Genomic DNA, 25,771 nt, shown 5'->3' on the forward strand with positions numbered 1-25,771 from the left:
GTCTCTCAGACCTTGGCGCGGCGCTGGCGCAGCGTGTCCACAATGACGGCCGCCACGATCACAAAACCCGTGATGATGCGCTTGCTGGGCTCGCTGGCGCCCACCTGGGCCAGGCCTGCTTCGAGCACCGCAATGATGAGCACGCCAAACGCGGTGTTCACCACCGAGCCGCGCCCGCCCATCAGGCTGGTGCCGCCAATCACCACGGCCGCAATCACCTGCAGCTCCATGCCCGTGCCTGCGTTGGGGTCGGCGGCTTCGAGCCGGGCCGACTGCATCAGGCCCGCAAGGCCCGCGAGCAGGCCGGTCATGGCAAACACGATCACGCGGATGGGGCGCGGGTCCACGCCCGCCAGGCGCATGGCTTCCTCATTGGTGCCAATGCCCACCACGCAGCGGCCAAACACCGTGCGCGACAGCACCAGCTGCGCCACCACCACCAGCACCACGGCCAGCAAAAAGGCGAACGAGATGCCGCCAAAAAACGGTGCCGACAGCCAAGAGATCGCATCGCCCACGTACTGCGTGCGCGAGTCGGTCACCACATACGCGCTGCCGCGCACGGCTTCGAGCATGCCCAGCGACACGATGAACGAGGGCAGCCGCCATGCGACAGAAATCATGCCGGTGATGGTGCCGCACACCAAGCCGGTGGCCAGGGCCAGCGCGGCGGCGGCGGGCACCGTCCAGCCCCACTGCAGGATGGCGGCGGCCGAGGTGGCGGCGGCCAGCGCCATCACCGAGCCCACCGACAGGTCGATGCCCGCGATGATGAGCACAAAGGTCATGCCCACGGCCATCACGGCCAGGGCCGGGATTTCGTTGGCGATGGTGATGAAGGTCTCGGCGCTCCAGAAGTATTCGGACAGCGACGAGAACAGCGCCACCATGCCCGCCAGCACGGCCATCAGGCCCAGGTAGGTGCCCAGCTGGCTGCGCCAGACCGAGGTAGAGGAGGGCGCCGCAGCGGGCGCGGCAGATGCGGTGGGGGCGTTCATGCGGTGACAGGAGAAGGGGTTGAAGGGGTGGTGCTGGTGTGTGGGCGCCCGCCGGGCTCGGAGAACGCGGCTGCCAGCAGCGATTGTTCGGACCACTCGCCGCGCTCGAACACGGCCACCAGGCGGCCCGCGCTCATCACGCCGATGCGGTCGGCCATGGCCATGAGTTCGCGCAGGTCGGACGACACCATGAGCAGCGCGCGGCCTTCCAGGGCCATGCGGTCCAGCTCGCCATACAGCTCGGCGCGCGCGCCCACGTCCACGCCGCGCGTGGGCTCATCGAGCAGCAGCACGCGGCCTTCGCGGTGCAGCCAGCGGGCGAACACCACCTTTTGCTGGTTGCCGCCGGACAGTTGGCCCACAGGTTGTTCCGGGCCGTGGCAGCGCACGCGCAGGGTGCGGATGAATCCCTGCACCAGGCGGCTTTCGAGCCCGCGCTGCAGCCAGCCGCCGCGCGACACGGCCGACAGGTCGGACAGCGTGGCGTTGATGCGGATGGGTTGCGACAGCAACAGGCCCTGGGATTTGCGGTCTTCGGTGACCAGGCCGACTCCAGCGGCAATGGCCTGCAGCGGTGACGCAAAGCCCCGCTGCCAGGTGCGCGGTGCGGTGGGAGCTGGTGTGGGTGGTTTTGCTATGTTTTGTGTAGCTGCTTGCGCATGATCTTCTAGCGCTTGCGGCTGTTTTTGCTCTAAAACTGGGTGCAACGTCACGCTGCCACGGTCTGCACGGTCGGCGCCAAACAGCAGACGGACCAGCTCGGTGCGGCCTGATCCGACCAGCCCGGCAATGCCAAAAATTTCACCGGCCCGCAGTTCCAGGCTCACGTCCTGCACGGCGGTGCCACGGCCTAGCTTGTCAGCGCTCATCACCACCGGGCCGACGGGGCGGCGCGGGCGGTGGTCCAGGTCGCTCACCACGCGGCCCACCATGCGCTGCACGAGGTCGTCTTCGCTCATGCCCGCCATGGGGCGCACATCCACCAGGCGGCCATCGCGCAGCACGGCCACGCGGTCGGCAATGCGGCGCAGTTCTTCGAGCCGGTGCGACACGTAGATGATGGCCACGCCACGTGCGGTGAGGTGGGCGATCTGCTCAAACAGGTAATTGGTCTCGCGCGGCGTGAGCATGGCCGTGGGCTCATCGAGCACCAGGATGCGCGTGTCGTCCTGCAGGTTGCGCGCAATCTCCACCATCTGCTGCTGGCCAATGCCCAGTTGCGAGACGGGTGTGGCGGGGTCGATGCTGTCGAGCCCGATCTTGGCCAACTGCGCGCGGGCGGCGGCGTGCAGCACATCGCGCTGCAGCCAGCCCAACCGGTGCGGCAGGCGGCCCATCAACAAATTCTCGGCCACGGTGAGCGTGGGCACCAGGCCCAGCTCCTGCATCACCATGCGCACGCCGTGGCGCTCGGCATCGCGGCGCGACGAGGGCGCGTACGCCTGCCCCGCCAGCTGCATGCCGCCGCGCGTGGGCTGTTCCAGCCCGCAAAGGATTTTGGACAGCGTGCTCTTGCCCGCCCCGTTCTCCCCGGTCAGCGCCAGCACCTCGCCTGCAAACAGCTCCACGTTCACGCCATCGAGCACGGTGGCGGTGTAGTCCTTGCCCACGGCCTGGATGGCGAGCAGGGGCGTACGTGGTGAGTCAGGTGACGGGCTGGGCATGGCAGTGTGTGCGGTTTTTAATTTTGGAGCAGAGAACAACGCCAGAAGAGCTTTGTTCTCCGCGCCTGGGCTTACTTGCTGTCCTTGGTCACCAGCACCACGTCGGTCTTCACCGTGGCGGGCAGCTGGTTTTGCGGCGTCTTGGCGGCCAGGGCCTTCTGCGCCAGTTCGATGCCGAACACGGCCTGCTTGGCGGCGTACTGGTCGGCGGTGGCCAGCACGCGGCCGTCGGCCAGCATGGGCTTGATGGCGCCGATGTTGTCGTAGCCCACCACCTGCACCTTGCCGGTCTTGCCAGCGGCCTTCACGGCGGCCACGGCGCCCAGGGCCATGCTGTCGTTGCCCGCCAGCAGGGCCACCAGGTCAGGGTGCTCACGCATCATGCCGGCGGCCACGGTGTTGCCCTTTTCAATCTCCCAGTTGCCGGACTGCACGCCCACCACGGTGATGTTGGCGGTCTTCATGGCGTCCTGGTAGCCCAGGGTGCGCTGCTGCGCATTGAAGGTGGTGGACACGCCTTCGATGATGCCGACCTTGTCACCGGCCTTCAGCGTCTTGGCCAGGTGGTCGCCCACGAGCTTGGCGCCCGCACGGTTGTCGGGGCCCACAAAGGGCACGGTGATGTTCTTTTCCTTCAGCGCATCGGCATCGAGCTGGTTGTCGATGTTGACCACCAGGATGCCTTTGTCGATGGCCGCCTTGACCACGGGCACCAGCGCCTTCGAATCTGCCGGGGCCAGCACGATGGCGCTGACCTTCTGCGCCATGGCTTGCTCGATCATCTTGATCTGGGCTGCCGTGTCAGTCTCGTTCTTGATGCCGTTGGCCACCAGCGTGTATTCCTTGGCGTGGGCCTTCTGGTGCGCCTTGGCGCCGTCTTCCATGGTGCGGAAGAACTCGTTGGCCAGCGACTTCATGATGAGCGCGATCTTGGGCTTGTCCTGCGCAAACGCAGGGCTGGCCAGCAGGCTGCCCACAACGGCGAGGGCGGCGGCGGTCTGAACGGAACGGCGGGTGAACTTCATGGGTGTTGTCTCCAGGTTGGAATGTGGACCAAGGCGACCGACAGCGTGGATGGAACCCCGGCAGACCCCGCAAAAAAGGAGCGGCTGCGGAGGCCCGGTGCCTTGTCGCGATCGGGATGATAACGAAAGCAAACGTTTGCGCAAACGTTTGCTAATCGGTAAAAACCCGGAGATGCAGACATTGGGGGACCCGATGCACGCGGGCGGATTGCAGGGTTTACGCCCAAGAAAAAGGGCGCCGAAGCGCCCTGGGGGAGGTGATGGAGGGCAGCGTTTGTCGCTCTGCCCTTAGGAACAATGGCCTCAGGCCTTGCGCAGCTCTCGGCGCAGGATCTTGCCCACGTTGCTCTTGGGCAGCTCGTCGCGGAACTCGATGTACTTCGGGCGCTTGTAGCCCGTGAGGTTCTGGTGGCAGTAGTTGGCCACTTCGTCCTCGGTCAGGGCCGGATCGTTCTTGATGATGAACACCTTGATGGCCTCGCCCTGCTTCTCATCGGGCACGCCGATGGCCGCGCATTCGACCACGCCGGGGCACAGGCTGATGACCTGCTCCAGCTCGTTGGGGAACACGTTGAAGCCGCTCACCAGGATCATGTCCTTCTTGCGGTCGATGATGCGGGTGTAGCCCTGCGGGTCCATGATGCCGATGTCGCCCGTGCGCATGAAGCCATCGGGCGTGAAGGCCTTGGCGTTCTCTTCGGGCTGGTTGTAGTAGCCCGTCATCACGTTGGGGCCGCGGATGCAGATCTCGCCCGACTCGCCCTGGGGCAGGCTGTTGCCCTCGTCGTCCTTGATGGCGATGTCGATGCCCGGCAGCGGCAGGCCGATGTTGCCGCTGAAGGTGGTGCTGATCACCGGGTTGTTGGTGCCGATGGCGCAGGTCTCGCTCATGCCCCAGCCTTCGATCATGGTGCTGCCGGTCACCTTCTGCCACTGCTTGGCCGTGCCCTCGCTGGCCGCCATGCCACCGGCCTGCGACACGCACAGGTGCGAAAAATCCAGCGTCTTGAACTGCGGGTTTTGCAGCAGCGCGTTGAACAGTGTGTTCACCGCAGGCAGCATGTGGAAGGGGCGCTTTTTGAGTTCGGCAATGAACTTGGGGATGTCGCGCGGGTTCGGGATCAGCGTGAGGCTGGAGCCCTGGCGGATGGCCAGCAGGCACAGCGTGAGCGCGAAGATGTGGTACAGCGGCAGCGCGGCAATGCTGTTGGCCTTGGAGAGGTCGCCCACCTTGGACAGTGCGGGCGTGAACCACGCCTCGGCCTGCAGCGTGGCGGCCACGATGTTGCGGTGGGTCAGCACTGCGCCCTTCGACAGGCCCGTCGTGCCACCGGTGTACTGCAGGAAGGCAATCGAATCCAGCGTGGCCTGGCTGGGTGCGAGCGACTTGTGCTCACCCAGCGACAGCGCCTTCTTGAACGTGACCACCTTGCGGCCGCCCGTCAGCGGCAGGTCATACGCAGGCACCATCTTGGCCAGATGGCGCACGGCAAAGGTGATCCACTTGCCAAACCAGAAGCCCAGCAGATCGCCCATGGAGGCCATCACCACATGCTTGACGGCCGTGTGGTCCACGACCTCGGCCAACGTGTGGGCAAAGTTCTCCAGGATCACGATGGCCGTGGCGCCCGAGTCCTTGAGCTGGTGCTCCAGCTCGCGGGCGGTGTACAGCGGGTTCACGTTCACGCAGGTGTAGCCAGCGCGCAGCACGGCGGCCATGGTCACGCCAAACTGCGGGATGTTGGGCAGCATGATGGCCACACGCGCACCGGGCTCCAGCCCCAGGCTTTGCAGATAGGCGCCCAGCGCGGCCGAGCGGCGTTCCAGCTCGCCGTAGGTCATCCACTGGTCCATGCAGACCGAGAACGGGCTGGATGCGTGTTTGCGGAACGACTCTTCCAGCAGGTGGGCCACAGAGCGGTATTGCTCGGGCTTCACGTCATGCGGGACGCCCGGGGGGTAGCTCTTGAGCCAGATCTTTTCCATGCGCGTGTTTCCTTGTGCTCGCCAAATGCCGTTGATAGGTGGGCACAGATTGTGGAAGGCGGGCGCATTGCGGGCTATCGGGCTTGTCCTAGTGTGTGGTTAAGCTGGGTCCCGCAGGTGACAGGGTCGGTATCGAAGAGCAAATCCATCAGCGCCCGCTCACGCTGCTCGATGGTGGCCAGGAACTGCTCCACCCCGCCGCGCTGGCGCGCGAGCTGGCCGAAGGTGTCAAACCCTGCCTCCAGAAACTTCTGCAGCGCGCCCATGCCCGCCGCGTTGGCCGGGCCGCGCATCATGCGCAGCATCATCCGCAAGCCCGGTGTGCGCGTGAGGCGCGCCAGGTCGGTGCCCATGGCCAGCACGCGCTGCAGCTGTTGCTGGCGGGCGTGGCGCTGGCCTACAGTGCGCCAGGCGGCGGCGTAGCGGGCGGCGTCGTTGGATGCATCGGCACCTTCTTGCGCACGCCATGCGCGGCCCATATCCTGGTCCAGCTCCTCGGTCTGCGCGTGCAGCACCGCCAGGGCTACAGCGGTGTTCACGACCGGTTGGGGGAACATGGTCTGCAACGTGCCAGCGATGCGGCCAAACTGCAGATCGCGGTCGGTGTAGTCGGTGTCGCTGTACAGCTCTTCCAGAAAGAACTGCGCTGCGGGCCCGAACGAGGGCGAGCCCATCAGGTCTGCATAGGTGCCCCGAAAGCGTCGCGCTTGCAGGCTTTTGACGCTGCCCACCGCTGCCCCCAGCGCCGGGTCGCCCGTGCGGTGCAGGCGCAGGGCGGTCACGTCGGCAATGGCATCGCGGATGGTCTGGGCGGCATCCATGGGGCGGGGTCCTTTCAGCGTTCTGCGGGGTGCGGTGTCGGGCTGTGGTCAGACCGCACAATGCGGCTGGTCGATTACAACATTTGCCCATCACCACCATGATTGCGCGCTGGCAACGAATCCTTCTCCTGTGCATCCTGCTGGCCATGGCCGCCTGGCTGGTGTGGCAATGGCCCCATTCACCCTGGCGCGCCGTGCTGGGGTCCTTGGTTCCGCTGTGTCTGTACCTGGTGGTGATGGCAGTGGAGTTTGTGCTGATGCACATCACCAACCGGACCGACGCGGCACCGCGCGCGCGCCTGTCGCAGGTGGTGGGTGCCTGGTGGGCCGAGGTGTGGGTGGCGCTGCTGGTCTTCTGCTGGCGCCAGCCGTTTCGTCACCAGTCCGTACCCGACTGGCTGCCTGCGCAGCCCACCGGAAAGCGCGGCGTGGTGCTGGTACACGGCTTCATGTGCAACCGGGGGCTGTGGCTGCCGTGGTTTGCGCATTTGCAGGCGCGGGGGCATGCCTATATCGCGGTCAATCTGGAGCCGGTGATGGGCTCGATTGACGAGTATGCGGACATCATTGAAGACGCTGTGCGCAAGGTGACGGCGGCCACGGGGCAGGCGCCGGTGTTGTTGTGCCACAGCATGGGCGGGTTGGCGGCGCGGGCGTGGCTGCGGGCGCACCAGGCGGACGGGCGGGTGCACCGGGTGTTGACGCTGGGAACGCCGCATGGGGGTACGTGGCTGGGGCGTTTCAGTCGCGCGGTGAATGGGCGGCAGATGAGCCTGGCGGGGGACTGGGTGGTGGCGTTGCAGCGGGCGGAGCCTGCGGGGCGGGCGGCTTTGTTTACTTGCTGGTTTTCGAACTGCGACAACATCGTCTTCCCGGCGACCACGGCGGCGTTGGTGGGGGCGGACAACCGGTTGGTGGAAGGGTTGGCGCACGTGGAGATGGCGTTTGACCCTGGGGTGATGGCGGTTTGTCTGGAGGAGGTTGATCGGGGGTGATGTTTTGGTTTTATTGGCTGGATGCGCTAGTGGGATATGCGCTGGTAGCTATTGATTTTGTAGTGTTTGGTTGCGTGCGCTGATTGGGTGGCGTGCCTTTGTTGAGGGCGGAGGCCGGGAGTCGCCCCGGCGGGCGAGGTACTTTTCTTTGCTTCGCCAAAGAAAAGTACCCAAAAGAAAGGCGACCCCCAGTCTGCGACCCCTTCGCTTGGCGAAGGGGCAAACCTGCGGCGGGGCGGTTGCGGGGTGCGCCGCAGAACTCACTGCGCGCCTGCAGCGCTCCGTTCAAACAACTGCGGCGGGTCAGTTCACGAAGCACGCGCGCTGCGACGCGCGTGCCACCCCACAACCGCCCCGCCGCAGGCGCAGCCAGCAGGGGTGGGGAGCCAAACATCCAACAGCCGAACAGCCACACGGGCCATCGCTGCGCTTGGCCTGGCCTGCGCAGCGCGTGGCGTTTGCGCCCGCGAGACGGGGCCGAGCGCAACGCAGCGAAGCAATGGCCCGTGTGGGTGTCCGTTTTTGGGTTCCCTTCTGCGCGTGCCGAGCATCGCAGGTTGCCCGTAGCGAAGCGAAGGGACGCGCGCAGTAGGGTCGCCCTTTCTTTGGTGACTTTCTTTCGGCGACGCGAAAGAAAGTTACTCGCACGCCGGGCGACTCCCGGCCTCCGCCCTCAACCCAGGCACAGAGCCCAATTCATCCACAAGCTCCAACAACCTCAATCAGGTATTGCTGGATAAAGAGGGGTGCTATTAAATGTGTAGCTATTAAGGAATGACTCACTAGCGCTAGCAGCCAATACCACCAGAAATCAAGCCGCCACAGCCTCCCGCTCATCCGCAGCAAACTCCGGCAACCCCCGCAGCCGCTCATAGATCGGCGCAAAGTCCGCCGCCGTCATCTCAAACAGCTGCTCAAAACTGTCGATCACAAAATACGTCTGCTGGTACGTATCGATCTTGTAGCGCGTGCGCATCGTCCGCTCCAGTTGCAACGGAATGCGCTGCGGCTCGGGGCTCTGCACCGAATACGCCAGTTCGCCCGACGAGCTCAAGATGCCAGCGCCATAGGCCCGCAACTGCCCCGCCTCGCGGATCAGCCCGAACTCGATCGTGTACCAGTACAACCGGCTCAGCATCTCGCACGACCCCAGCCCCTGCGCCTTCAGCCCGCCCTGGCCGTAGCGCTGCACATAGTCCGCAAACACCGGGTTGAAAAGCAGCGGCACGTGCCCGAACAGGTCGTGAAAAATGTCGGGCTCGACGATGTACTCGAACTCCTCGGGCTTGCGGATCCAGTCCGTCACCGGGAACTTGCGGTTGGCCAGCAGGGTGAAGAAGGGCACTTCCGGGATCAGCCCGGGCACGCCCACGAGCTCCCAGCCGGTCGCTTTGTAGAGGCGCTCGTTGACCTCTTCAAAACGCGGAATGCGGTCGCTCGCGCCCAGCGAGGGCAGGGCGTCGATGAACGCCTGGCTCGCCAGCCCCGGCAGCAAAGCGCGCTGGCGCTCGTACAGGCGGCGGTAGGTGTCGTGGTCGGCGGCGGTGTAGGCCGCGTAGTCTTGCGGGCAGGTGTAGTCCGCGTTGGCACGCGAATAGTCGCCACGTGGAGGGCGGGTGGATTGGCCATAGACGACAGGGGCTTGTCCCATTTTTTTCTCCTTTGCCGCCATGGTCGGCGCACCGCGATGGGGGTACGCACCAGCCCACGCGGCTGCTAATTGATCTTGATTTTTGCGGCCCGGATCAGGAACTCGTACTTGCTGTTTTCCGAGCGCACAAACTGCGCAAACCCGTCGAGCGTCAGCTCTTCGGGCGTGATGCCCATCTTCTTGAACTTCTCCTTGCCAGCCGGCGAGTGCATCGCGGCGCTGAACGCGTTGGCGTACCGGCGTGCGTCCGCATCGGGCAGCGAGGCGGGTGCAAACAGGCCGAACCAGGTGGACACGTTGAAGCCCTGCACGCTGTCGTTGATGCTGGGCACGTTCGGCAGCGCCTCGTTGCGGCTCAAGGTGGTCACGCCAAGCGCCAGGAACTTGCCCGACTGGATCTGCGGCAGGGCCGAGGCCAGGTTGTCGAACACCAGCAGCACCTGGCCGGATTCCAGCGCCGCCAGCGCGGGCTTGGAGCCCTGGAACGGCGTGTGGTCCATCTTGGTGTTGGTGAGCGACTCGAACATCTCGGCCGAGATGTGGCCGATGCTGCCGTTGCCGCCCGAGCCGTACTTGAACTGGTTCGGGTTCTTTTTCAGGTACTGCACCAGGTCGGGCGTGGTCTTGATGCCCAGCTTGGCCGCCTGCCCCGCATTCACCACCAGCACATTGGGCGTGCGCGCCACGAGGACGAGGGGTTTGAAGTCCTTGAGTGCGTTGTAGGGGAAGTTCTTGTACAGCCAGGGGTTCACCGCGTGCGTGGCCACAGCGCCCATCAGCACCTGGTTGCTGGTCTTCCCGGCCTTGGCAACCTGGTCGGCGCCGGTATTGCCACCGGCCCCCGGTTTGTTCTCCACGGTGATGGCGCCCAACTGGGCGGCAGCACCTTCGGCCACGATACGGGCCGAGGTGTCCAGCGGACCACCAGCGGGGTAGGGCACCACGATGGTGAGCGGGGCAGACGGGTTCTGCGCCAGCGCGACAGTGGCTGCGCCGGCCAGAAGGGTGCTGAACAGGGTGCTACGGAGCGACATCGGGATCCTTTTGAGTTCCGGGGAGCGCGCAGTATAGGCACCTGTGCAGGGTTAACCCTGGATGTCCGATGTCTTATGTGTTCAGCACGCCACGGCGGATCTGGTCGCGCTCCAGGGACTCGAACAGCGCCTTGAAGTTGCCTTCGCCAAAGCCGTCGCGGTAGTCGCCTTCGCGCTGGATGAATTCAAAGAACACCGGGCCCAGCATGGGCGTGGAGAAAATCTGCAGCAGCAGGCGGGGCGTGCCGTCGGCGGTGGTGCCGTCCAGCAAGATGCCACGCGACTGCAGCTCTGGCACAGGCTGGCCGTGGCCGGGCAGGCGGGTGTCCAGCATCTCGTAGTACACGTCGTTGGGTGCGGTGGCCAGCTGCACGCCGGCCATGCCTAGCTTGTCCACCACGTCCAGCAGGTTGTCGCAGATCAGTGCGATGTGCTGGATGCCTTCGCCGTTGAACTGCATCAAAAATTCTTCGATCTGGCCACCGCCCTGCTTGGATTCTTCGTTCAGCGGAATGCGGATCTTGCCGTCAGGGGCAGTCATGGCCTTGGAGGTCAGGCCCGTGTATTCGCCCTGGATGTCGAAGTAGCGGATTTCGCGGAAGCCGAACAGCTTTTCGTAGAAGTTGGCCCAGAAGCCCATGCGGCCGCGGTACACGTTGTGCGTGAGGTGGTCGATGAGGTTCAGGCCATGGCCCACGGGGCGGCGGTCTACGCCTTCAATGAATTCGAAGTCGATGTCGTAGATGGACTTGCCGTCTTCAAAGCGGTCGATCAAATACAGCGGTGCGCCGCCAATGCCCTTGATGGCGGGCAGGCGCAGTTCCATGGGGCCTGTGGGGATCTCGATGGGCTGGGCGCCCAGTTCCAGCGCGCGGTTGTAAGCCTTGTGCGCATCCTTCACGCGGAAGGCCAGGCCACAGGCCGAGGGGCCGTGCTCGGCGCCGAAGTACGCGGCTTGGCTGTGGGGCTCGCGGTTCAGGATGAAGTTGATGCCGTTCTGGCGGTACAGCACCACGTCCTTGGAGCGGTGCTTGGCGACCAAGGTGAAGCCGAGCTTTTCAAACACCGCCTCCAGCACGCCGGGCTGGGGCGAGGTGAATTCGACGAACTCGAAGCCCATCAGGCCCATGGGGTTGTCCCAGGCAGCGAGCTGGGCGGTGGTTTCTTGCGGCAAGGCGGCGTTCATGGGGTGTCTCCGGCATTCGTTGATGAATGTCATGGACTGTAGGCGCGCCCTGCCTCATGTTTCTGGCGAAATCAAGAGGCTTTGCTGCTCGATTTGCAGGAATCTTGTGAATGGTCAAAATTTTGCGCAGTCAGGCGGCGCATGCGGCCGGATTGGACGCCGCATCCATGCGGCGTCGCCAGGAGCCTCCAGAACGCTAGGAGCCCGAAGTGCCTGCATTGAGCTGGCGCAGCGCCAGCGCGGCGTCGATGCGTTGTTGCTCCTCAGGCGAGAAGAGCTGCTGGCGCAACTGTTGCAGGCCAGCGCCTTCGCCTTGCTGGGTGCGCGCCTGGCTGTATTGGTCGAGCCGCTGGTTCCAGTGTTGTTCGTCCCGGTCCAGCTGGGCCATGGCCTGGGCGGCTGCCGGGCCGTATTGCGCGCTGCGGGCGGCGTAGCGGGTGCGCTCGTCGGCGTTGCTGGCATTGAAGGCTGCCGTCTGTGCGGCGGCGGCCATGTGTTCGGTGGCGGCGCTGCGTTCGGCGCGGCGCTCGGCGGAGAGTTCGTTGTCGGCCGCCTGCAGCGCCTGGGTGCGTTGCTCGGGGCTGAGCTGGGTGTTGCGCTCAATCTCCAGGCGCGCCAGGGTGTACCGGTCCAGGTCGGCCTCGCGGGCAAAGAGGGCGTCGTATTCGGCGTCGTCAAAGAACTGCAGGCGCACCTTGTGACGTGCCTCCAGGGCGTCGCGCAGTGCGCGTGGGTCGGTCAGGTCCTGCGGCGCGCGCAGGCTGCCCAGGGCCACCCGGTAGTCCACATAGCGCTCGGCCAAGGCCAGCGCCCGTGTGGCCAGGGCGGCGGGGAAATGCTGGTTGACCAGTGCGGCCAGGCGCTGTTTGAGAGTGGCGGGGTCGCTGGCGTCGCCCGCCTCCATCAGCAGCGCTTCCAGTGTGTCGCGCAGGCCGTGCACCAGCAGCGGGTCGGCCGGGCCGTCGGTGGTGATGGCGTGGCGGCGTGCAAAAAAGCGGTTGTCCGCGCCTGGTGCGGACGATGGTTGGACTTGGGCACCGGCGGAGGCAGCAGCCGCCCCCGTCGTCGCTGTGCGCGCATCCCCCGCGCCGGGCCCGGCAGGGCCTCCCAGCCACCAGACCACGGCGGCCGTGGTGAGGGCCAGGACTGTGGCGGCAACCGCCCAGGTGCGCGAGGGCTGGGCCATGGCTTACAGGCCTTGCTGCTTGAGGCGGTTGGCGTGCTGGCGGTACAGCGTCACCGGGTCGGTGGAGAACCAGTCGCGCAGGCCCAGCAGCTGGTTGACTTCGTCGAGGTGGTTCTGGCGGTAGTCGCCCAGGTTTTTGCCCAGGCGCGACGAGCAGGCCGACACCAGGCCGTCGTTGGCTTCGCCAAACACCAGGCTCAGTGTGGCCAGCAAGGCGTCGCTGGCGTCGAGCACATTGGTCAGCGGCAGGGTGCCGGTCCAGGAGTAGTAGCGCACGCCGTTCACCAGCTCGGCGCCGCTGCCGCAGCCGGAGGTGGGCACGCCTTGTGGGAAGCGGCTGTTGAACTTGGCCGAGCCAGCGGTGGTCAGCGAGTCCAGCGCCGCCGTGGGCATCTGGGGCAGACCGGTGCCGCCGGAGGTCAGGTTGATCAGGCCCACCAACGCCTTGGCGGCGGCGCTGGCCACGGCCTCGGACACCGAACCTGCGGGCGCCACGCCACGCAGGATGTCGGCCACGCGCGAACCCCGGTTCACGCCGCCAATGGACGTGACCGATGCCACCAGCTGCGGCGCCACACCGGCCACATAGCGGGTGGTGGGCCCGCCGTGCGAATGGCCCACGAGGTTCACCTTGGACGCTCCGGTCAGCGCGAGGATGGTCTTGACCTGCGCCAGCAACTGCTCGCCGCGCACCTCGGTGCTGTTGGCGGCCGACACCTGGGCCACGTAAACCTTGGCACCGCCCTGGCGCAGCGCGTCGGGGATGCCGTAGAAGTAGTCGATGCCCAGGGCCGAGTCAAAGCCGAACAGGCCGTGCACCAGCACGATGGGGTAGCGCGTCTGGGTGTAGCCCGTTTGTGCCTGCGCGCCCACGCCCAGCAGCAGCAACCCCGCTGTGGCTGCCAGCACCAGTCGCCGCAAAAAGCGGCTGAAAAATCCGGTCATGTGTTTGTCTCCGTTGGTATGGTTTTTTATGGTTGCAAAAACGAACGACCGTTCTTTTTTGCAAGATCAATTTTTGTATTCGACCCCTGGAGTCACTATCGGGACATACCCGCGTGTGCGCCGCACCATGCAGAAATGGCGCAGTTGTTCGTAAAATCCTGCGCCATGAAAGCCTTTGACGCACTCGACAAGCTGGACCGCGCCATCCTGCGCCGCCTGCAGGACAACGGCCGCGAGACGTACGACGTCATCGGAGAACAGGTGGGCCTATCGCCCAGCGCGGTGCTGCGCCGCGTCAAGCGGCTGGAGGACAGCGGCGTGATCCACCGCTACGTGGCCCTGGTGCAGCCCGAGGCGGTGGGGCTGGGGCTCACGGCGTACCTGAACGTGCGGCTCGAAAAGCACACCGAAAGCCATAAACGCAATCCCATGGATCTGTTCCGCGCCAGCGTGCAGACCTGGCCCGAGGTGGTGGAGTGCGCATCGCTGACCGGCGAAATGGACTACCTGCTGCGCGTGGTGGTGGCCGACATGGCGCACTACAGCCGTTTCATCATGGACACCCTGCTCAAGCACCCCAGCGTGCAGGACTGCAAGACCAGCTTTGTGCTGGACCGCGTGAAGGCGACCACGGCCGTGCCGGTGTAACCCGGGACCGACCTTCATTCTTTGACAGCGCCTGTGCGCGTCGCAGGTGTGACTCTTTGTGGCGTCTGTCGGCGCGGTGGAGGTTGCTGCCAAGCGCTCTGCGCTATACGCTCCGATAGGTGCCGAGGGGATATGGCGCAGTCGGATGTGCGGGCCCCCTGCCGTCGCGTCTGCGGCCCCTGCAGAGGAGATTCAGTCCCTGAGTGCTCCTAAATTAATAGCTATTTGGGCATGTTCAATGGGCGCCTGAGGGCGATTTCGCCGTATTTTGAGTCGGATCACTATTTTGTTGCGGCGCAGCAATTTGGACTGGAAAAGATGAGGGAAAACCCTTATATTTGGCGGCATGTTCGCAACCAAAGACTGGCTCAAGGCATCCTGGTACGCAGGCCGGGACATGCTGCGCCCGGTGACGGGTGGCTCTTCTGCCTCTGACATCCACATCCACCAGCAGGAGACGCCCGTGATGGTTCCTATCCGCTCCCTGGGCCCCTCCTATCGGGAGCGGATCACCCAGCACCTGCTGCAGCTGGAGCCTGCAGACCGCTACCTGCGCTTTGGCTATGCCGCCAACGACGAACAGATCCGTCGCTATGCCGATCAGCTCAACTTCGAGCGCGACGAAATCTTTGGCATCTACAACCGCCGCCTTGAGCTCATCGCCATGGCCCACCTGGCGTTCTCGGAAAACCCCGAACACAAGCCCTGTGCCGAGTTTGGTGTGTCCGTGCTCAAGCAGGCGCGGGGCCGTGGCTTTGGCGCGCGCCTGTTCGAACGTGCCGTGATGCATGCGCGCAATGAGGGCGTGAACATGGTGTTCATCCATGCGCTGTCTGAAAACACCGCCATGCTCAAGATCGCGCGCAACGCCGGTGCCACGGTGCGCCGCGATGGGTCCGAGTCCGAGGCCTACCTGCAGATCCCTCCCGCCAGCCTCGACACGCGCATGACCGAAATGGTCGAGCAGCAGTTCGCCGAGGTGGACTACCAGCTCAAGAAGCAGGCCAAGCAGTTCTGGGATTTCCTGGCCAGCGTGCAAGAAGTGCGCAGCGGCGTGCAGCACGCGCGCCACCAGTCGGCCGAGTGAGCCGCCGAGGCCACACCGGACCGTGATACCGGCCGGTGGTTGCCTGTCACGGCAATCCGCTATCCTAGGGGCCTGATTCACTACCGCACGTCCTGCACTCCAGACAGTGTCTGACCCGCACCCCGCGCACCCCGGGCGACCGCCCGAGAGGGAAGACAAGCGCAGCTTCCTGCAGAAAGTGGCCGAGTTCATCCACCCTGGACCGGATTCGACGGAAGAACTCATCGAAACCCTGGCCGAGGCCGAGGACAACGAGGTCATCGGCGCCGAATCGCGCGTGATGCTGGAGCGCGTGATCCGCATGGCCGACATGACGGCGGGCGACGTGATGGTGGCCGCGCCCCGCATGGACCTCGTCAACATCGATGCGCCTTTTGACGAGCTGTTGCACCTGGTGATCAGCACTGCGCATTCGCGGTTTCCGGTGTACCAGGGCGAGCGCGAGAACATCATTGGCATCCTGATGGCCAAGGACCTGCTCAAGCTGCAGCGCGCCCCCGAGCTCAACATCCGTGCGTTGCTGCGCCCAGCAGCCTTTGTGCCCGAGAGCAAGGGCCTGAACGACTTGCTGCGCGAATTCCGAGGCAACCGCAACCACCTGGCCATCGTGATCGACGAGTTTGGCCGCATGGCCGGGCTCATCACCATCGAAGATGTGCTCGAGCAGATCGTGGGTGAGATTGAAGACGAGTTCGACATCCCCGAAGACCAAGGCGACATCTTTGGTTTGGCCGACCGCACCTACCGGGTGAGCGGCGATACCCCCATCGAACGCGTGGCCGAAGCCTTCGAGGTGGCCATTGCAGGCAGCGACCCGGACCAGCATTTCGGCACCATCGGCGGCCTGATTGCCCACGAGATGGGCCATGTGCCCAAGCGCGGCGAGCACCTTCAGCTCAGCGGCCTGCACTTTGTGGTGCTGCACACCAAAGGCGGTGCGGTGCGCTGGTTCAAAGTGTCCCGGGTCGAAGCTACCGACGCCGCCGACTGATGTCGCGGCGCTCTCGGACGGCGAGCGGGCTGCTGCTGCCGCAACTGTTGCTGGCCCTGGCTGCGGGCCTGGCCCAGGCCGCCTCGCTGGCCTGGCCGGGCAGCGGCCAACCCTTGTGGTGGCTGCAACTGGCGTCGATGGCCGTGCTGGCCTGGCTGGTGCGGCCCGCGGGCGCCGCAACCCCGCGCATGGCCATGCCGTGGCAACGCGGTGCGATCATTGGCGGGGTGTTTGCCACCGCTTGGCTGGCTGGCACCTTCTGGTGGCTGTTTATTTCCATGCATTCGTACGGCGGCCTGCCAGCGCCGCTGGCCGTGGCGGCGGTGCTGGGGCTGGCTGCCTTCCTGGCCAGCTACTATGCAGCGGCTTTGGCCATGTTTTGCCGGTATGCGCCGGTCAATCATGCCGGGATTGCTCTTCTTTTCGGAGCGCTCTGGCTGCTGGCCGAACTGGCGCGTGGCATCTGGTGGACGGGATTTCCGTGGGGCGCTGGCGGTTACGCGCATGTGGATGGTCCGCTCGCCGTGCTGGCCCGCCACATGGGGGTGTATGGCATCAGCGCAGTGGCTGCTGCCCTGGCCATGGGCGTGGTGCAGGTGCGTGCCACTGACCTGCGCAACGTGCGCTGGTGGGTGCTCCTCCTGGTGATGGGGGGGCTGCTGGCTTGGGCCACAGTGGACCGCCTGTGTGCCGTCAACCTCTGCCATACCCCGGCCCACCGCCCAGCGCCCCCCTTGAGCCTGGAGCTGCTGCAGGGCAATATCCCGCAGGACGAAAAATTCCAGTCCGGCAGTGGCGTGCCTGTGGCCCTGCAGTGGTATGCGGAGGCCCTGCGCAACGCCAAGGCTGATCTCGTTGTGGCCCCCGAAACAGCCATTCCGTTACTGCCGCAGCAGCTCATTCCCGGGTATCTGGAGGGCATTCAGCAACGCTATGCACAAGGCGGCCAAGCCGCGATGGTGGGCATTCCCCTGGGCGACGAAGCGCAGGGCTACACCAACTCCGTATTGGGCATGAGTGCCGCCACGCAGGCCGAACCCTACCGCTACGACAAGCACCACCTGGTGCCGTTTGGCGAGTTCATCCCGCCGTTCTTCAAGTGGTTCACGGAGATGATGAACATCCCGTTGGGCGACTTCAACCGGGGCACCGTGGGCCAGGCGTCCTTTGCCGTGGCGGGGCAGCGCATTGCGCCCAACATCTGCTACGAAGATCTGTTTGGCGAGGAGCTGGGCGCGCGGTTCATCGACCCAGCCCAGGCGCCCACCGTGTTCGTCAACTTCAGCAACATCGGCTGGTTTGGCGACACCCTGGCGATTGACCAGCACCTGCACATCAGTCGCATGCGCGCGCTCGAATTTGAGCGGCCCATGGTCCGCGCCACCAACACCGGCGCCACGGTCATCATCGACCACAGGGGCGTGGTGACGCACCAGCTGGCCCGCTACACGCGCGGCGTGCTCAAAGGCGAGGTGCAAGGCCGCGGGCTGGACGCGCAAAGCGGCTGGGCCATCACGCCCTACGCGTGGTGGGTGTCTCGCTGGGGGCTGTGGCCGCTGTGGGGCCTGGGGGCTTTGGCGCTCGTGGGGGCCATGGTCGCCGCCAGGGGCCGCGGGGCGCGCGGCGATTGATCCAGGTCAGGCCTTGCGCACGGTGCGCCAAGGGCCTGCGCAGCCCCCTGTTTAGAGGTGGCTCCCTATGCCTTGATAATAGAGCCCTGCAACCAGGGGCTGGTGTTGCGTAAAAAGATGAGATGACTTGCGCCCAACAAAGGGCGGGCATGCTGATGGCGCTGAAGGCAAAAACCTTGCTGCGCCTCTGTGTGCGCAAGTCCCAATGATTTGAGGCGGGGCCACCCGCCGTTCTGGAGCACGACTGAAAATGGCAGATTCCTTTTCCTACGAACAACTGATCGCCTCGGGCGAGGGCCGGCTGTTCGGCGCTGACAGCGGGCGACTGCCGCTGCCACCCATGCTGATGTTTGACCGCATCACGCACATCGATGGCGATGGTGGCGCGCACGGGCTGGGAAAGATCCGTGCCGAGCTGGACGTCAAGCCCGACCTGTGGTTCTTTGCCTGCCACTTTCAGGGCGATCCGGTCATGCCCGGCTGCCTGGGGCTGGATGCCATGTGGCAGCTCATCGGCTTCTACCTGACCTGGCTGCAGCTGCCGGGCCGGGGCCGAGCGCTGGGTGCGGGTGAGGTCAAGTTCACGGGCGAAGTGGGCCCGGACGTGAAGCTCGTCACCTACGAAATCGACATCAAACGCGTCATCAAACGCAAGCTGGTGATGGCCATTGGCGATGCCCGCCTGCTGGCCGACGGCAAGGAAATCTATGTAGCCAATGACCTGCGCGTGGGCCTGTTCAAACGCGAGGAAGACGGCAAGGAAGCAGCATGACCACCAAGAAGCGCGTAGTCATCACCGGCGCGGGCATCGTCTCGTGCATTGGCAACGACCTGGCCACTGTGGAAGCCTCGCTGCGCGCGGGCACCAGCGGCATCAAAGCCGTGGAAAAGTTCAAGGAGCTGGGTTTGCGCAGCCAGGTGGGCGGCGCGCCCGAGATCGACATCGAGGCGCGCATCGACCGCAAGCAGCTGCGCTTCATGGGCGACGCGGCGGCCTATGCGCAGATTGCACTGGAAGATGCGATCCAGCAGGCAGGCCTTTCGCCTGAGCAGGTCAGCCACCCGCGCACCGGCCTCATCATGGGCTCGGGCGGCGGCTCGCCCGCCAACCAGATCGAAGCGGCCGACACGCTGCGCGAGAAGGGCATCCGCCGCGTAGGGCCGTACCAGGTCACGCGCTGCATGAGTTCCACCGTGTCCGCCTGCCTGGCTACCAACTTCAAGGTCAAGGGCATCAACTACTCCATCACCTCGGCCTGCTCCACGTCGGCGCACTGCATCGGCGCGGCCGCGCAGCAGATCGCCTGGGGTGTGCAGGACGTGATGTTTGCGGGCGGCGGCGAAGAGCTGAGCTGGGGCATGTCGCTGCTGTTCGACGGCATGGGCGCCATGTCCAGCAAGTACAACGAAACGCCCGAAAAGGCTTCGCGCGCCTACGACGCTAACCGTGACGGCTTCGTGATCGCCGGCGGCGGCGGCGCCGTGGTGCTCGAGAGCCTGGAGCATGCCCAGGCGCGCGGCGCCACCATCCTGGCCGAAGTGGTGGGCTTTGGCGCCACCAGCGATGGTGAAGACATGGTGGCCCCGTCGGGCGACGGCGCCATTGCGTGCATGCAGCAGGCCATGGCGGGGCTCGACGCCCCCATCGACTACATCAACACCCACGGCACTTCCACGCCCGTGGGGGATATGCAGGAAGTGCGCGCCATGCGTGCCCTGTTTGGCGACAAGGTGCCGCCGTTCTCGTCCACCAAGTCGCTCACTGGCCACTCGCTGGGCGCGACCGGCGTGCAGGAGGCGATCTACTGCATGCTCATGCTGAACAAGGGCTTCATCGCTGGCTCGGCCAACGTCGAGACACCCGACCTGGCCCTGGGCGACATGCCGCTGGTCACCCAGACCCGCGATGCGCAGCTGACCACCGTGTTGTCCAACAGCTTCGGCTTTGGCGGCACCAACGCCAGCCTCGTGCTGCGCCGCTGGAACGACTGACCGCCTCGCTCCCTCGCGGAGTGGTGGCTTGGCCTGCGCCACGGCCTGCCTGTCTTCGGACCGGCAGGCCGTTTTTCATAGCGTGAACGACCACGCTCAGCGCCTGGTGGCCTTGGGGTTGGGCTGCAGGGCCTCGTGCAGCAAGGCGGGCAGCATGCCCAGCATGCGCGTGGCCTGCAGGCCCGGCGGAAAGGCGCGCGCGTGGTAGCTGTACAGCGACATGGGCGCCAGTTCGTGCAGCTCCTGCGCCACCATTTGCGCAGGGTCCAGGCCCTTGGCGGTGAGAAAGTCCACCACTGTCCAGCCCATGCCACGGCGCACCAGTTCCAGCGCCAGGCGCGATGTCTGCACCTGGATGCCGGGCCCGGCGGGCGAACCGAGGCGGTGCGCGATTTCGTCAATCGCCTGGCGCATGGGGTCGTCACCCACCAGGCGGATCACGGGCACCTGTGCCAGCCGTGCGCCGGGGCTGGCAGCACGGGGCGCACGCGCCCACACGCTGGTTGCCACCGCCAGGTACAGGCGGCCGCTGACCAGCAGGTCGCTCGCAATTTGCGGGTGGGGATGTTTGTAGAAGCCCAGGCAAAAGTCCACGCTGCGCGTGAGCAGGGCCTGGGTCATCTGGTCCTGGTGGATGGTGCGCACCTCCACACCCACCTGCGGATGCTGCTCGGCATGGTGCTGCAGCAGGCGTGGCAGAAATTCGTGGGTGATGGACGGTATGGCACCCAGCCGCACATCGCCCGAATCACTGGTCGCCAGATTGCGCGCAGTGCGTTTGAGGGCGTCCAGCTGCCGGTAGATGCCCGTGGACTCGGTGGCCAGCACCTGGGCCTCGGGTGTGGGGGTCAGGCCGGCCGGCGAGCGGTTGAACAGCCGGTAGCCCAACTGCAGCTCGGTGTGCGCCACGGCCTTGCTTACGGCCGAGGGGGTGATGCACAGCAGGCGTGCGGCAGCACTCATGTTGCCGGTTTGCAGCACGGCCTGAAAAACTTCCAGCTGTCGCAAGTTCATGGCGGGGTCGTTTCGTGGCGTGGGCCGATGGGCCCTTGGCGGCCGTCAAACGGCCCTTCAATGGTATGAGCTCAATTCATAAGGGTGGGTCAATTATTCCGCATGACTGTGTTCTGGTTTCTCATAGGATGCGGCACCGCTTCACCGGCGGTTTTGAACAAAGCGGCGTAACACGCGCCGCGACCCACAAAAATCAGGAGACCTCTTCATGCGCATTGCTTCCTCCCCCACCGCCAGCCGCTGGCTCGCGGGTTTGCTGTTGTCCGCAGCCTCTGCCGTCGCCATGGCCCAGGCGGCCAAGCCCAACGTGGTGGTGCTGGCCACCGGCGGCACCATTGCCGGTGCGGGCGCCTCGGCCGCCAACAGCGCGACCTACGCTGCCGCCAAGGTGCCGGTGGACAAGCTGCTGGCAGGCTTGCCCGAGCTGGCCAACGTGGCCAAGGTGTCGGGTGAGCAGGTGTTCCAGATCGCCTCAGAGAGTTTCACCAACGAGCACCTGCTGCGCCTCGGCCAGCGCGTATCGGCCCTGGCCAAGCAGGCGGATGTGGACGGCATCGTCATCACCCATGGCACCGATACGCTGGAAGAAACCGCGTACTTCCTGAACCTCACCGTGCGCACCAACAAGCCCATCGTGGTGGTCGGCTCCATGCGCCCCGGCACGGCCCTGTCGGCCGACGGCGCGCTGAACCTGTACGACGCCGTGACCGTGGCCGCCAGCAAGGACGCCGCCGGCAAGGGCGTGCTGGTCACGATGAACGACGAGATCCAGAGCGGTCGCGACGTGAGCAAGACCATCAACATCAAGACCGAGGCTTTCAAGAGCCAGTGGGGCCCGCTGGGCATGGTGGTGGAAGGCAAGAACTACTGGTTCCGCGCCCCGGTCAAGCGCCACACGACCAACTCCGAGTTCAACATCGACGACATCAAGGCCCTGCCTGCTGTAGACATCGTGTACGGCTACGGCAACATGAACACCACCGGCATCGACGCCTACGGCAAGGCCGGCGTCAAAGCGCTGATCCACGCCGGCACCGGCAACGGCTCGGTGGCTGCCCAGGCGGTCGATTCGCTCAAGGCCCTGCGTGCCTCGGGCGTGCAGATCATCCGTTCGGCCCGCGTGCCCGATGGTTTTGTGCTGCGCAATGCCGAGCAGCCTGACGACAAGTACGACTGGGTCGTGGCCCATGACCTGCGCCCACAAAAGGCCCGCATCCTGGCCATGGTCGCTTTGACCAAGACCAACGACAGCAAGGAACTGCAACGCATTTTCTGGGAGTATTGAGAAGACCCCCTGAGTCGCTTCGCGCCTTCCCCCTGAAGGGGGACGCCCCCAGCGCGGCGGGGCGGCCCTTGCGCGGGGGCACTGGCCCAGGCAGCGCCTCGTGGTGGCGCTGTGGGCCAGTGTGATGGATCGTGAGTTGATTTGACTTGGTGCACAACGGGTGCACCGACAGGCTACCCGCAAAGGTGGTCACTGGTACGCACCGGCTTATAGCGCGCGTGACTGGTTGGGAAGGCTGGGGCTCCAAAAGGGCTCCGGCCTTTTTTCATGGGTGCGGGCCGATGTTGTGGGCGCTGTCGCAGCACACGCGGCGGGGCGCCGTAAAATCACCGGTTTGCGCGCGCGATGCCCGTCCTGGTTGCCTTGTGGGGCGACGGGCCTGGGGTTTGCTCACGCGCCGCGTTTTCTTCTTTTCCCCTTACTTGCCCGGCCCTGGCTTGCCAGTGCCTCAGCCACAGACGCCATGTTGACATTCCAGCAAATCATTTTGAAGCTGCAGTCCTACTGGGACGCGCAGGGTTGCGCCCTTTTGCAACCCTATGACATGGAAGTGGGCGCCGGCACCTCGCACACCGCCACCTTCCTGCGCGCCATTGGCCCTGAGCCGTGGAAGGCCGCCTACGTGCAGCCCAGCCGCCGCCCCAAGGACGGCCGCTATGGCGAGAACCCCAACCGCCTGCAGCACTACTACCAGTACCAGGTGGTGCTCAAGCCCGCTCCAGCCAACATCCTGGAGCTGTATCTGGGCTCGCTGGAAGCCCTGGGTTTCGACCTGAAAAAGAACGACATCCGCTTTGTGGAAGACGACTGGGAAAACCCCACGCTCGGCGCTTGGGGCCTGGGCTGGGAGGTCTGGCTCAACGGCATGGAAGTCACGCAGTTCACCTACTTCCAGCAGGTCGGTGGCATCGACTGCAAGCCCGCCACGGGCGAAATCACCTACGGCCTGGAACGTCTGGCCATGTACCTGCAGGGCGTGGACAACGTCTACAACCTCAAGTGGACCGACACGCTGAGCTACGGCGATGTCTACAAGCAAAACGAGGTGGAGCAGTCCACCTACAACTTCGAGCACAGCGACGCCGACTTTTTGTTCACCGCCTTCAACGCGCATGAAAAGCAGGCCAAGTACCTGATGGAGCAGCAGCTCGCACTGCCCGCCTACGAGCAGGTGCTCAAGGCTGCGCACAGCTTCAACCTGCTGGATGCGCGCGGCGCGATCAGCGTGACCGAACGTGCCGCGTACATCGGCCGCATCCGCAACCTGGCGCGTGCTGTGGCGCAGAGCTACTACGAGAGCCGCGAACGCCTGGGCTTCCCCATGGCGCCGCGCGAGTGGGTGGAACAGATGACGAAGAAGGCTGCGTGAGAGAAATGACGATGACAACCCAAAACCTCCTCGTTGAACTGTTTGTCGAAGAACTGCCGCCCAAGGCATTGCAAAAGCTGGGCGATGCCTTTGCCACCGTGCTGGGCGACCAGCTCAAGGCCCAGGGCCTGGCGACGGCCGCCTCGGTGGTCACGCCCTTTGCGTCGCCCCGCCGCCTGGCTGCGCATGTGACGGCCGTGGCCGACAAGGCCGCTGACAAGGCCGTGCAGCAAAAGCTGATGCCCGTGACCGTGGGCTTGGACAAAGACGGCAACGCCACGCCTGCATTGCTCAAAAAGCTGCAGGCCCTGGGCGCCGATGTGTCCAACCCCGCAGCCGCCGTGGCTGCTCTCAAGCGTGCCCAGGACGGCAAGGCCGAAGCCCTGTTCTACGACAGCGTGGTGCCTGGCGCCACGCTGCAAGCCGGTCTGCAGCAGGCGCTCCATGAGGCCATTGCCAAGCTGCCCATCCCCAAGGTGATGAGTTACCAGCTCGAAACCGACTGCGAGCTGCCCGGCTGGACCAGCGTGAACTTTGTGCGCCCCGCGCACGGCCTGGTCGCGCTGCATGGCAGCACCGTGGTGCCTGTGAAGGCGCTGGGCCTCACGGCAGGCAACAGCACCACCGGCCACCGTTTTGAAGCAGCCGTGTCGCCCGTGGTGCTGCAGGACGCCGACAGCTACGCCGCCACCCTGAAGAAGGACGGCGCCGTGATCGCCAGCTTTGCCGAGCGCAAGGCGGAGATCGCCCGCCAGCTCGCCGCTGCTGCCGCGAAGGTGGGCAATGGCGCCCGCCCGATTGAAGACGAAGCCTTGCTCGACGAAGTGACCGCGCTGGTCGAGCGGCCCAACGTGGTCACTTGCTCGTTCGAGACCGAGTTCCTCGACGTGCCGCAGGAATGCCTCATCCTCACGATGAAGGCCAACCAGAAGTACTTCCCGTTGCTGGACGCCGCTGGCAAGCTCACCAACAAGTTCCTGGTGGTCAGCAACATCAGCCCCGAAGACACCAGCTTTGTGACCGGCGGCAATGAGCGTGTGGTGCGCCCGCGCCTGGCCGATGCGAAGTTCTTCTTTGACCAGGACCGCAAGAAGACCCTGGCCTCTCGCGTCGAGGGCCTGGGCAAGGTCGTGTACCACAACAAGCTGGGCACCCAGGGCGAGCGCGTGGAGCGCGTGCGTGCCATTGCCAAGGCGATTGCGTCCCAGCTGGGTGATGCGCAACTGGTGCAGGACGCCGACCTGGCCGCGCAACTGGCCAAGACCGACCTCGTGACCGACATGGTGGGCGAGTTCCCCGAGCTGCAGGGCATCATGGGCGGCTACTACGCCCTGAACGACGGCCTGGGCGAGACCGTGGCGAACGCCATCGAAGACCACTACAAGCCCCGCTTTGCGGGCGACACGCTGCCCCGCAACACGGCCGGCGTGGTGGTGGCCCTGGCCGACAAGCTCGAAACCCTGGTCGGCATGTTTGGCATCGGCAACCTGCCCACCGGCGACCGCGACCCGTTTGCGCTGCGCCGCCATGCGCTGGGCGTGATCCGCATGCTGGTCGAGAAGAGCCTTGCCCTCGATTTGGACGTATTTCTGAACATTGGCTGGGCAGTTTTCTGCGACGAAGGTATTCAGAGGAATTGGGCGCAACAACAGCAAGAAAAGGCGATTGCAGCACTCGAAGGGAAACCAGGGCTCCAAGCAGTAGGTCATGGATACGCAGTTCGATCTGTCGAACCATCGACAAAGCAAGCGCTGGCCGACTTCATCTACGACCGCCTTGCCGGCAGCCTGCGCGAGCAGGGCTACCGCGCGCAAGAGGTGGACGCCGTGCTGGCGTTGCGCCCGCAACGCCTGGCCCTGGTCGAGAAACAACTGGCCGCAGTGCGCGCCTTTGCCGCCCTGCCCGAAAGCCCGGCCCTGGCCGCAGCCAACAAGCGCGTGGGCAACATCCTCAAGAAGGCCGAGGTGGAAGGCGTTGTGGATGCCCATGTGAATCCCGACCTGCTGCAGGAAAAGGCCGAGCAGGACCTCTACGCAGCGTTGCAGCGTTTTGTCCCTGAGGCCAATACCCAGTTCGACGCCGGTGACTACACCGCCAGCCTGCAAACCCTGGCCGTGCTGCGCGCGCCGGTCGATGCGTTCTTTGACGACGTGATGGTGAACGCCGAGCAGCTGGACCTGCGCCTGAACCGCCAGGGCCTGCTCAAGACGCTGCACGAAGCCATGAACCGCGTGGCTGACCTGTCCCGTCTGGCGGCCTGACC

General features: G+C 65.2%; 21 protein-coding genes. 10 read left to right on the forward strand and 11 right to left on the reverse strand.

Going from position 1 to position 25,771, the window contains the following annotated elements; genetic code table 11:
• Window positions 1-5: 5 nt before the first annotated feature.
• From C8C99_RS17985 to C8C99_RS18005, 5 genes are all read right to left on the reverse strand, one after another.
• A complete protein-coding gene (locus C8C99_RS17985; protein ID WP_108626473.1) occupies window positions 6-998 on the reverse strand; it encodes an ABC transporter permease in 993 nt (330 codons plus the stop codon).
• A complete protein-coding gene (locus tag C8C99_RS17990) occupies window positions 995-2,662 on the reverse strand; it encodes a sugar ABC transporter ATP-binding protein (RefSeq protein WP_108626474.1) in 1,668 nt (555 codons plus the stop codon). Before C8C99_RS17990 ends, C8C99_RS17985 begins: the two co-directional genes overlap by 4 nt.
• A 71-nt stretch (window positions 2,663-2,733) precedes the next feature.
• On the reverse strand, window positions 2,734-3,687 hold the full coding sequence (locus tag C8C99_RS17995; protein WP_108626475.1) for a sugar ABC transporter substrate-binding protein: 954 nt from the start codon (window positions 3,685-3,687) through the stop codon (window positions 2,734-2,736).
• A 303-nt stretch (window positions 3,688-3,990) separates the two neighbouring features.
• Window positions 3,991-5,673, reverse strand: a complete 1,683-nt coding sequence (locus C8C99_RS18000; protein WP_108626476.1) for an AMP-binding protein — start codon at window positions 5,671-5,673, stop codon at window positions 3,991-3,993.
• Window positions 5,674-5,747: 74 nt separating this feature from the next.
• Window positions 5,748-6,494, reverse strand: a complete 747-nt coding sequence (locus C8C99_RS18005; protein ID WP_108626477.1) for a hypothetical protein — start codon at window positions 6,492-6,494, stop codon at window positions 5,748-5,750.
• Between the two features lie 98 nt (window positions 6,495-6,592).
• Here C8C99_RS18005 and C8C99_RS18010 point away from each other — a divergent pair, with 98 nt between their 5' ends.
• A complete protein-coding gene (locus tag C8C99_RS18010) occupies window positions 6,593-7,489 on the forward strand; it encodes a triacylglycerol lipase (protein ID WP_108627228.1) in 897 nt (298 codons plus the stop codon).
• 811 nt (window positions 7,490-8,300) lie between these two features.
• On the opposite strand, the gene phhA is transcribed toward C8C99_RS18010, so the two are convergent.
• From phhA to C8C99_RS18035, 5 genes are all read right to left on the reverse strand, one after another.
• Window positions 8,301-9,140 (reverse strand): phenylalanine 4-monooxygenase, encoded by an 840-nt coding sequence (phhA, locus tag C8C99_RS18015; protein ID WP_056059511.1) that lies wholly within the window; start codon window positions 9,138-9,140, stop codon window positions 8,301-8,303.
• Between the two features lie 65 nt (window positions 9,141-9,205).
• A complete protein-coding gene (locus C8C99_RS18020) occupies window positions 9,206-10,174 on the reverse strand; it encodes a tripartite tricarboxylate transporter substrate binding protein (RefSeq protein WP_056647153.1) in 969 nt (322 codons plus the stop codon).
• Window positions 10,175-10,247: 73 nt separating this feature from the next.
• Window positions 10,248-11,360 carry a 4-hydroxyphenylpyruvate dioxygenase gene (gene hppD, locus C8C99_RS18025; RefSeq protein WP_056647150.1) on the reverse strand — a complete coding sequence of 371 codons (1,113 nt, stop codon included), beginning with the start codon at window positions 11,358-11,360 and terminating at the stop codon, window positions 10,248-10,250.
• 196 nt (window positions 11,361-11,556) lie between these two features.
• Window positions 11,557-12,546, reverse strand: a complete 990-nt coding sequence (locus C8C99_RS18030) for a lipase secretion chaperone (protein WP_056647147.1) — start codon at window positions 12,544-12,546, stop codon at window positions 11,557-11,559.
• Window positions 12,547-12,549: 3 nt separating this feature from the next.
• The gene (locus C8C99_RS18035) at window positions 12,550-13,491 is read right to left on the reverse strand and encodes a triacylglycerol lipase (protein WP_108626478.1); all 942 of its coding nucleotides are present in this window, start codon (window positions 13,489-13,491) and stop codon (window positions 12,550-12,552) included.
• Between the two features lie 165 nt (window positions 13,492-13,656).
• On the opposite strand from C8C99_RS18035, the gene C8C99_RS18040 reads away from it, so the two are divergent.
• From C8C99_RS18040 to fabB, 6 genes are all read left to right on the forward strand, one after another.
• Window positions 13,657-14,139: an Lrp/AsnC family transcriptional regulator gene (locus C8C99_RS18040; protein ID WP_015012403.1), complete on the forward strand. Its 483-nt coding sequence runs from the start codon at window positions 13,657-13,659 to the stop codon at window positions 14,137-14,139.
• A 346-nt stretch (window positions 14,140-14,485) separates the two neighbouring features.
• Window positions 14,486-15,226: a GNAT family N-acetyltransferase gene (locus C8C99_RS18045; protein WP_056647141.1), complete on the forward strand. Its 741-nt coding sequence runs from the start codon at window positions 14,486-14,488 to the stop codon at window positions 15,224-15,226.
• Window positions 15,227-15,332: 106 nt separating this feature from the next.
• Complete coding sequence (locus tag C8C99_RS18050; protein ID WP_108626479.1) at window positions 15,333-16,217, forward strand: HlyC/CorC family transporter; 885 nt, start codon at window positions 15,333-15,335, stop codon at window positions 16,215-16,217.
• Window positions 16,217-17,848 (forward strand): apolipoprotein N-acyltransferase, encoded by a 1,632-nt coding sequence (gene lnt / locus C8C99_RS18055; protein WP_108626480.1) that lies wholly within the window; start codon window positions 16,217-16,219, stop codon window positions 17,846-17,848. Before C8C99_RS18050 ends, lnt begins: the two co-directional genes overlap by 1 nt.
• Before the next feature lie 250 nt (window positions 17,849-18,098).
• Window positions 18,099-18,620, forward strand: a complete 522-nt coding sequence (gene fabA, locus C8C99_RS18060) for a 3-hydroxyacyl-[acyl-carrier-protein] dehydratase FabA (protein ID WP_108626481.1) — start codon at window positions 18,099-18,101, stop codon at window positions 18,618-18,620.
• Window positions 18,617-19,840, forward strand: coding sequence for a beta-ketoacyl-ACP synthase I (gene fabB, locus C8C99_RS18065; RefSeq protein WP_108626482.1), 1,224 nt, complete (start codon window positions 18,617-18,619; stop codon window positions 19,838-19,840). Before fabA ends, fabB begins: the two co-directional genes overlap by 4 nt.
• 96 nt (window positions 19,841-19,936) lie before the next feature.
• On the opposite strand, the gene C8C99_RS18070 is transcribed toward fabB, so the two are convergent.
• Window positions 19,937-20,854, reverse strand: coding sequence for a LysR family transcriptional regulator (locus tag C8C99_RS18070; RefSeq protein ID WP_056647125.1), 918 nt, complete (start codon window positions 20,852-20,854; stop codon window positions 19,937-19,939).
• A gap of 208 nt (window positions 20,855-21,062) precedes the next feature.
• Here C8C99_RS18070 and C8C99_RS18075 point away from each other — a divergent pair, with 208 nt between their 5' ends.
• From C8C99_RS18075 to glyS, 3 genes are all read left to right on the forward strand, one after another.
• Complete coding sequence (locus C8C99_RS18075; protein ID WP_056647122.1) at window positions 21,063-22,139, forward strand: type II asparaginase; 1,077 nt, start codon at window positions 21,063-21,065, stop codon at window positions 22,137-22,139.
• Between the two features lie 463 nt (window positions 22,140-22,602).
• Entirely contained in the window at window positions 22,603-23,508 is a 906-nt protein-coding gene (glyQ, locus tag C8C99_RS18080; RefSeq protein ID WP_010462637.1) for a glycine--tRNA ligase subunit alpha, read from the forward strand.
• An 11-nt stretch (window positions 23,509-23,519) separates the two neighbouring features.
• Window positions 23,520-25,769: a glycine--tRNA ligase subunit beta gene (gene glyS, locus C8C99_RS18085; protein ID WP_108627229.1), complete on the forward strand. Its 2,250-nt coding sequence runs from the start codon at window positions 23,520-23,522 to the stop codon at window positions 25,767-25,769.
• The last annotated feature ends 2 nt before the right edge of the window (window positions 25,770-25,771 follow it).

The sequence above is a fragment of the Acidovorax sp. 107 genome, assembly GCF_003058055.1.
Classification (GTDB): domain Bacteria; phylum Pseudomonadota; class Gammaproteobacteria; order Burkholderiales; family Burkholderiaceae_C; genus Acidovorax.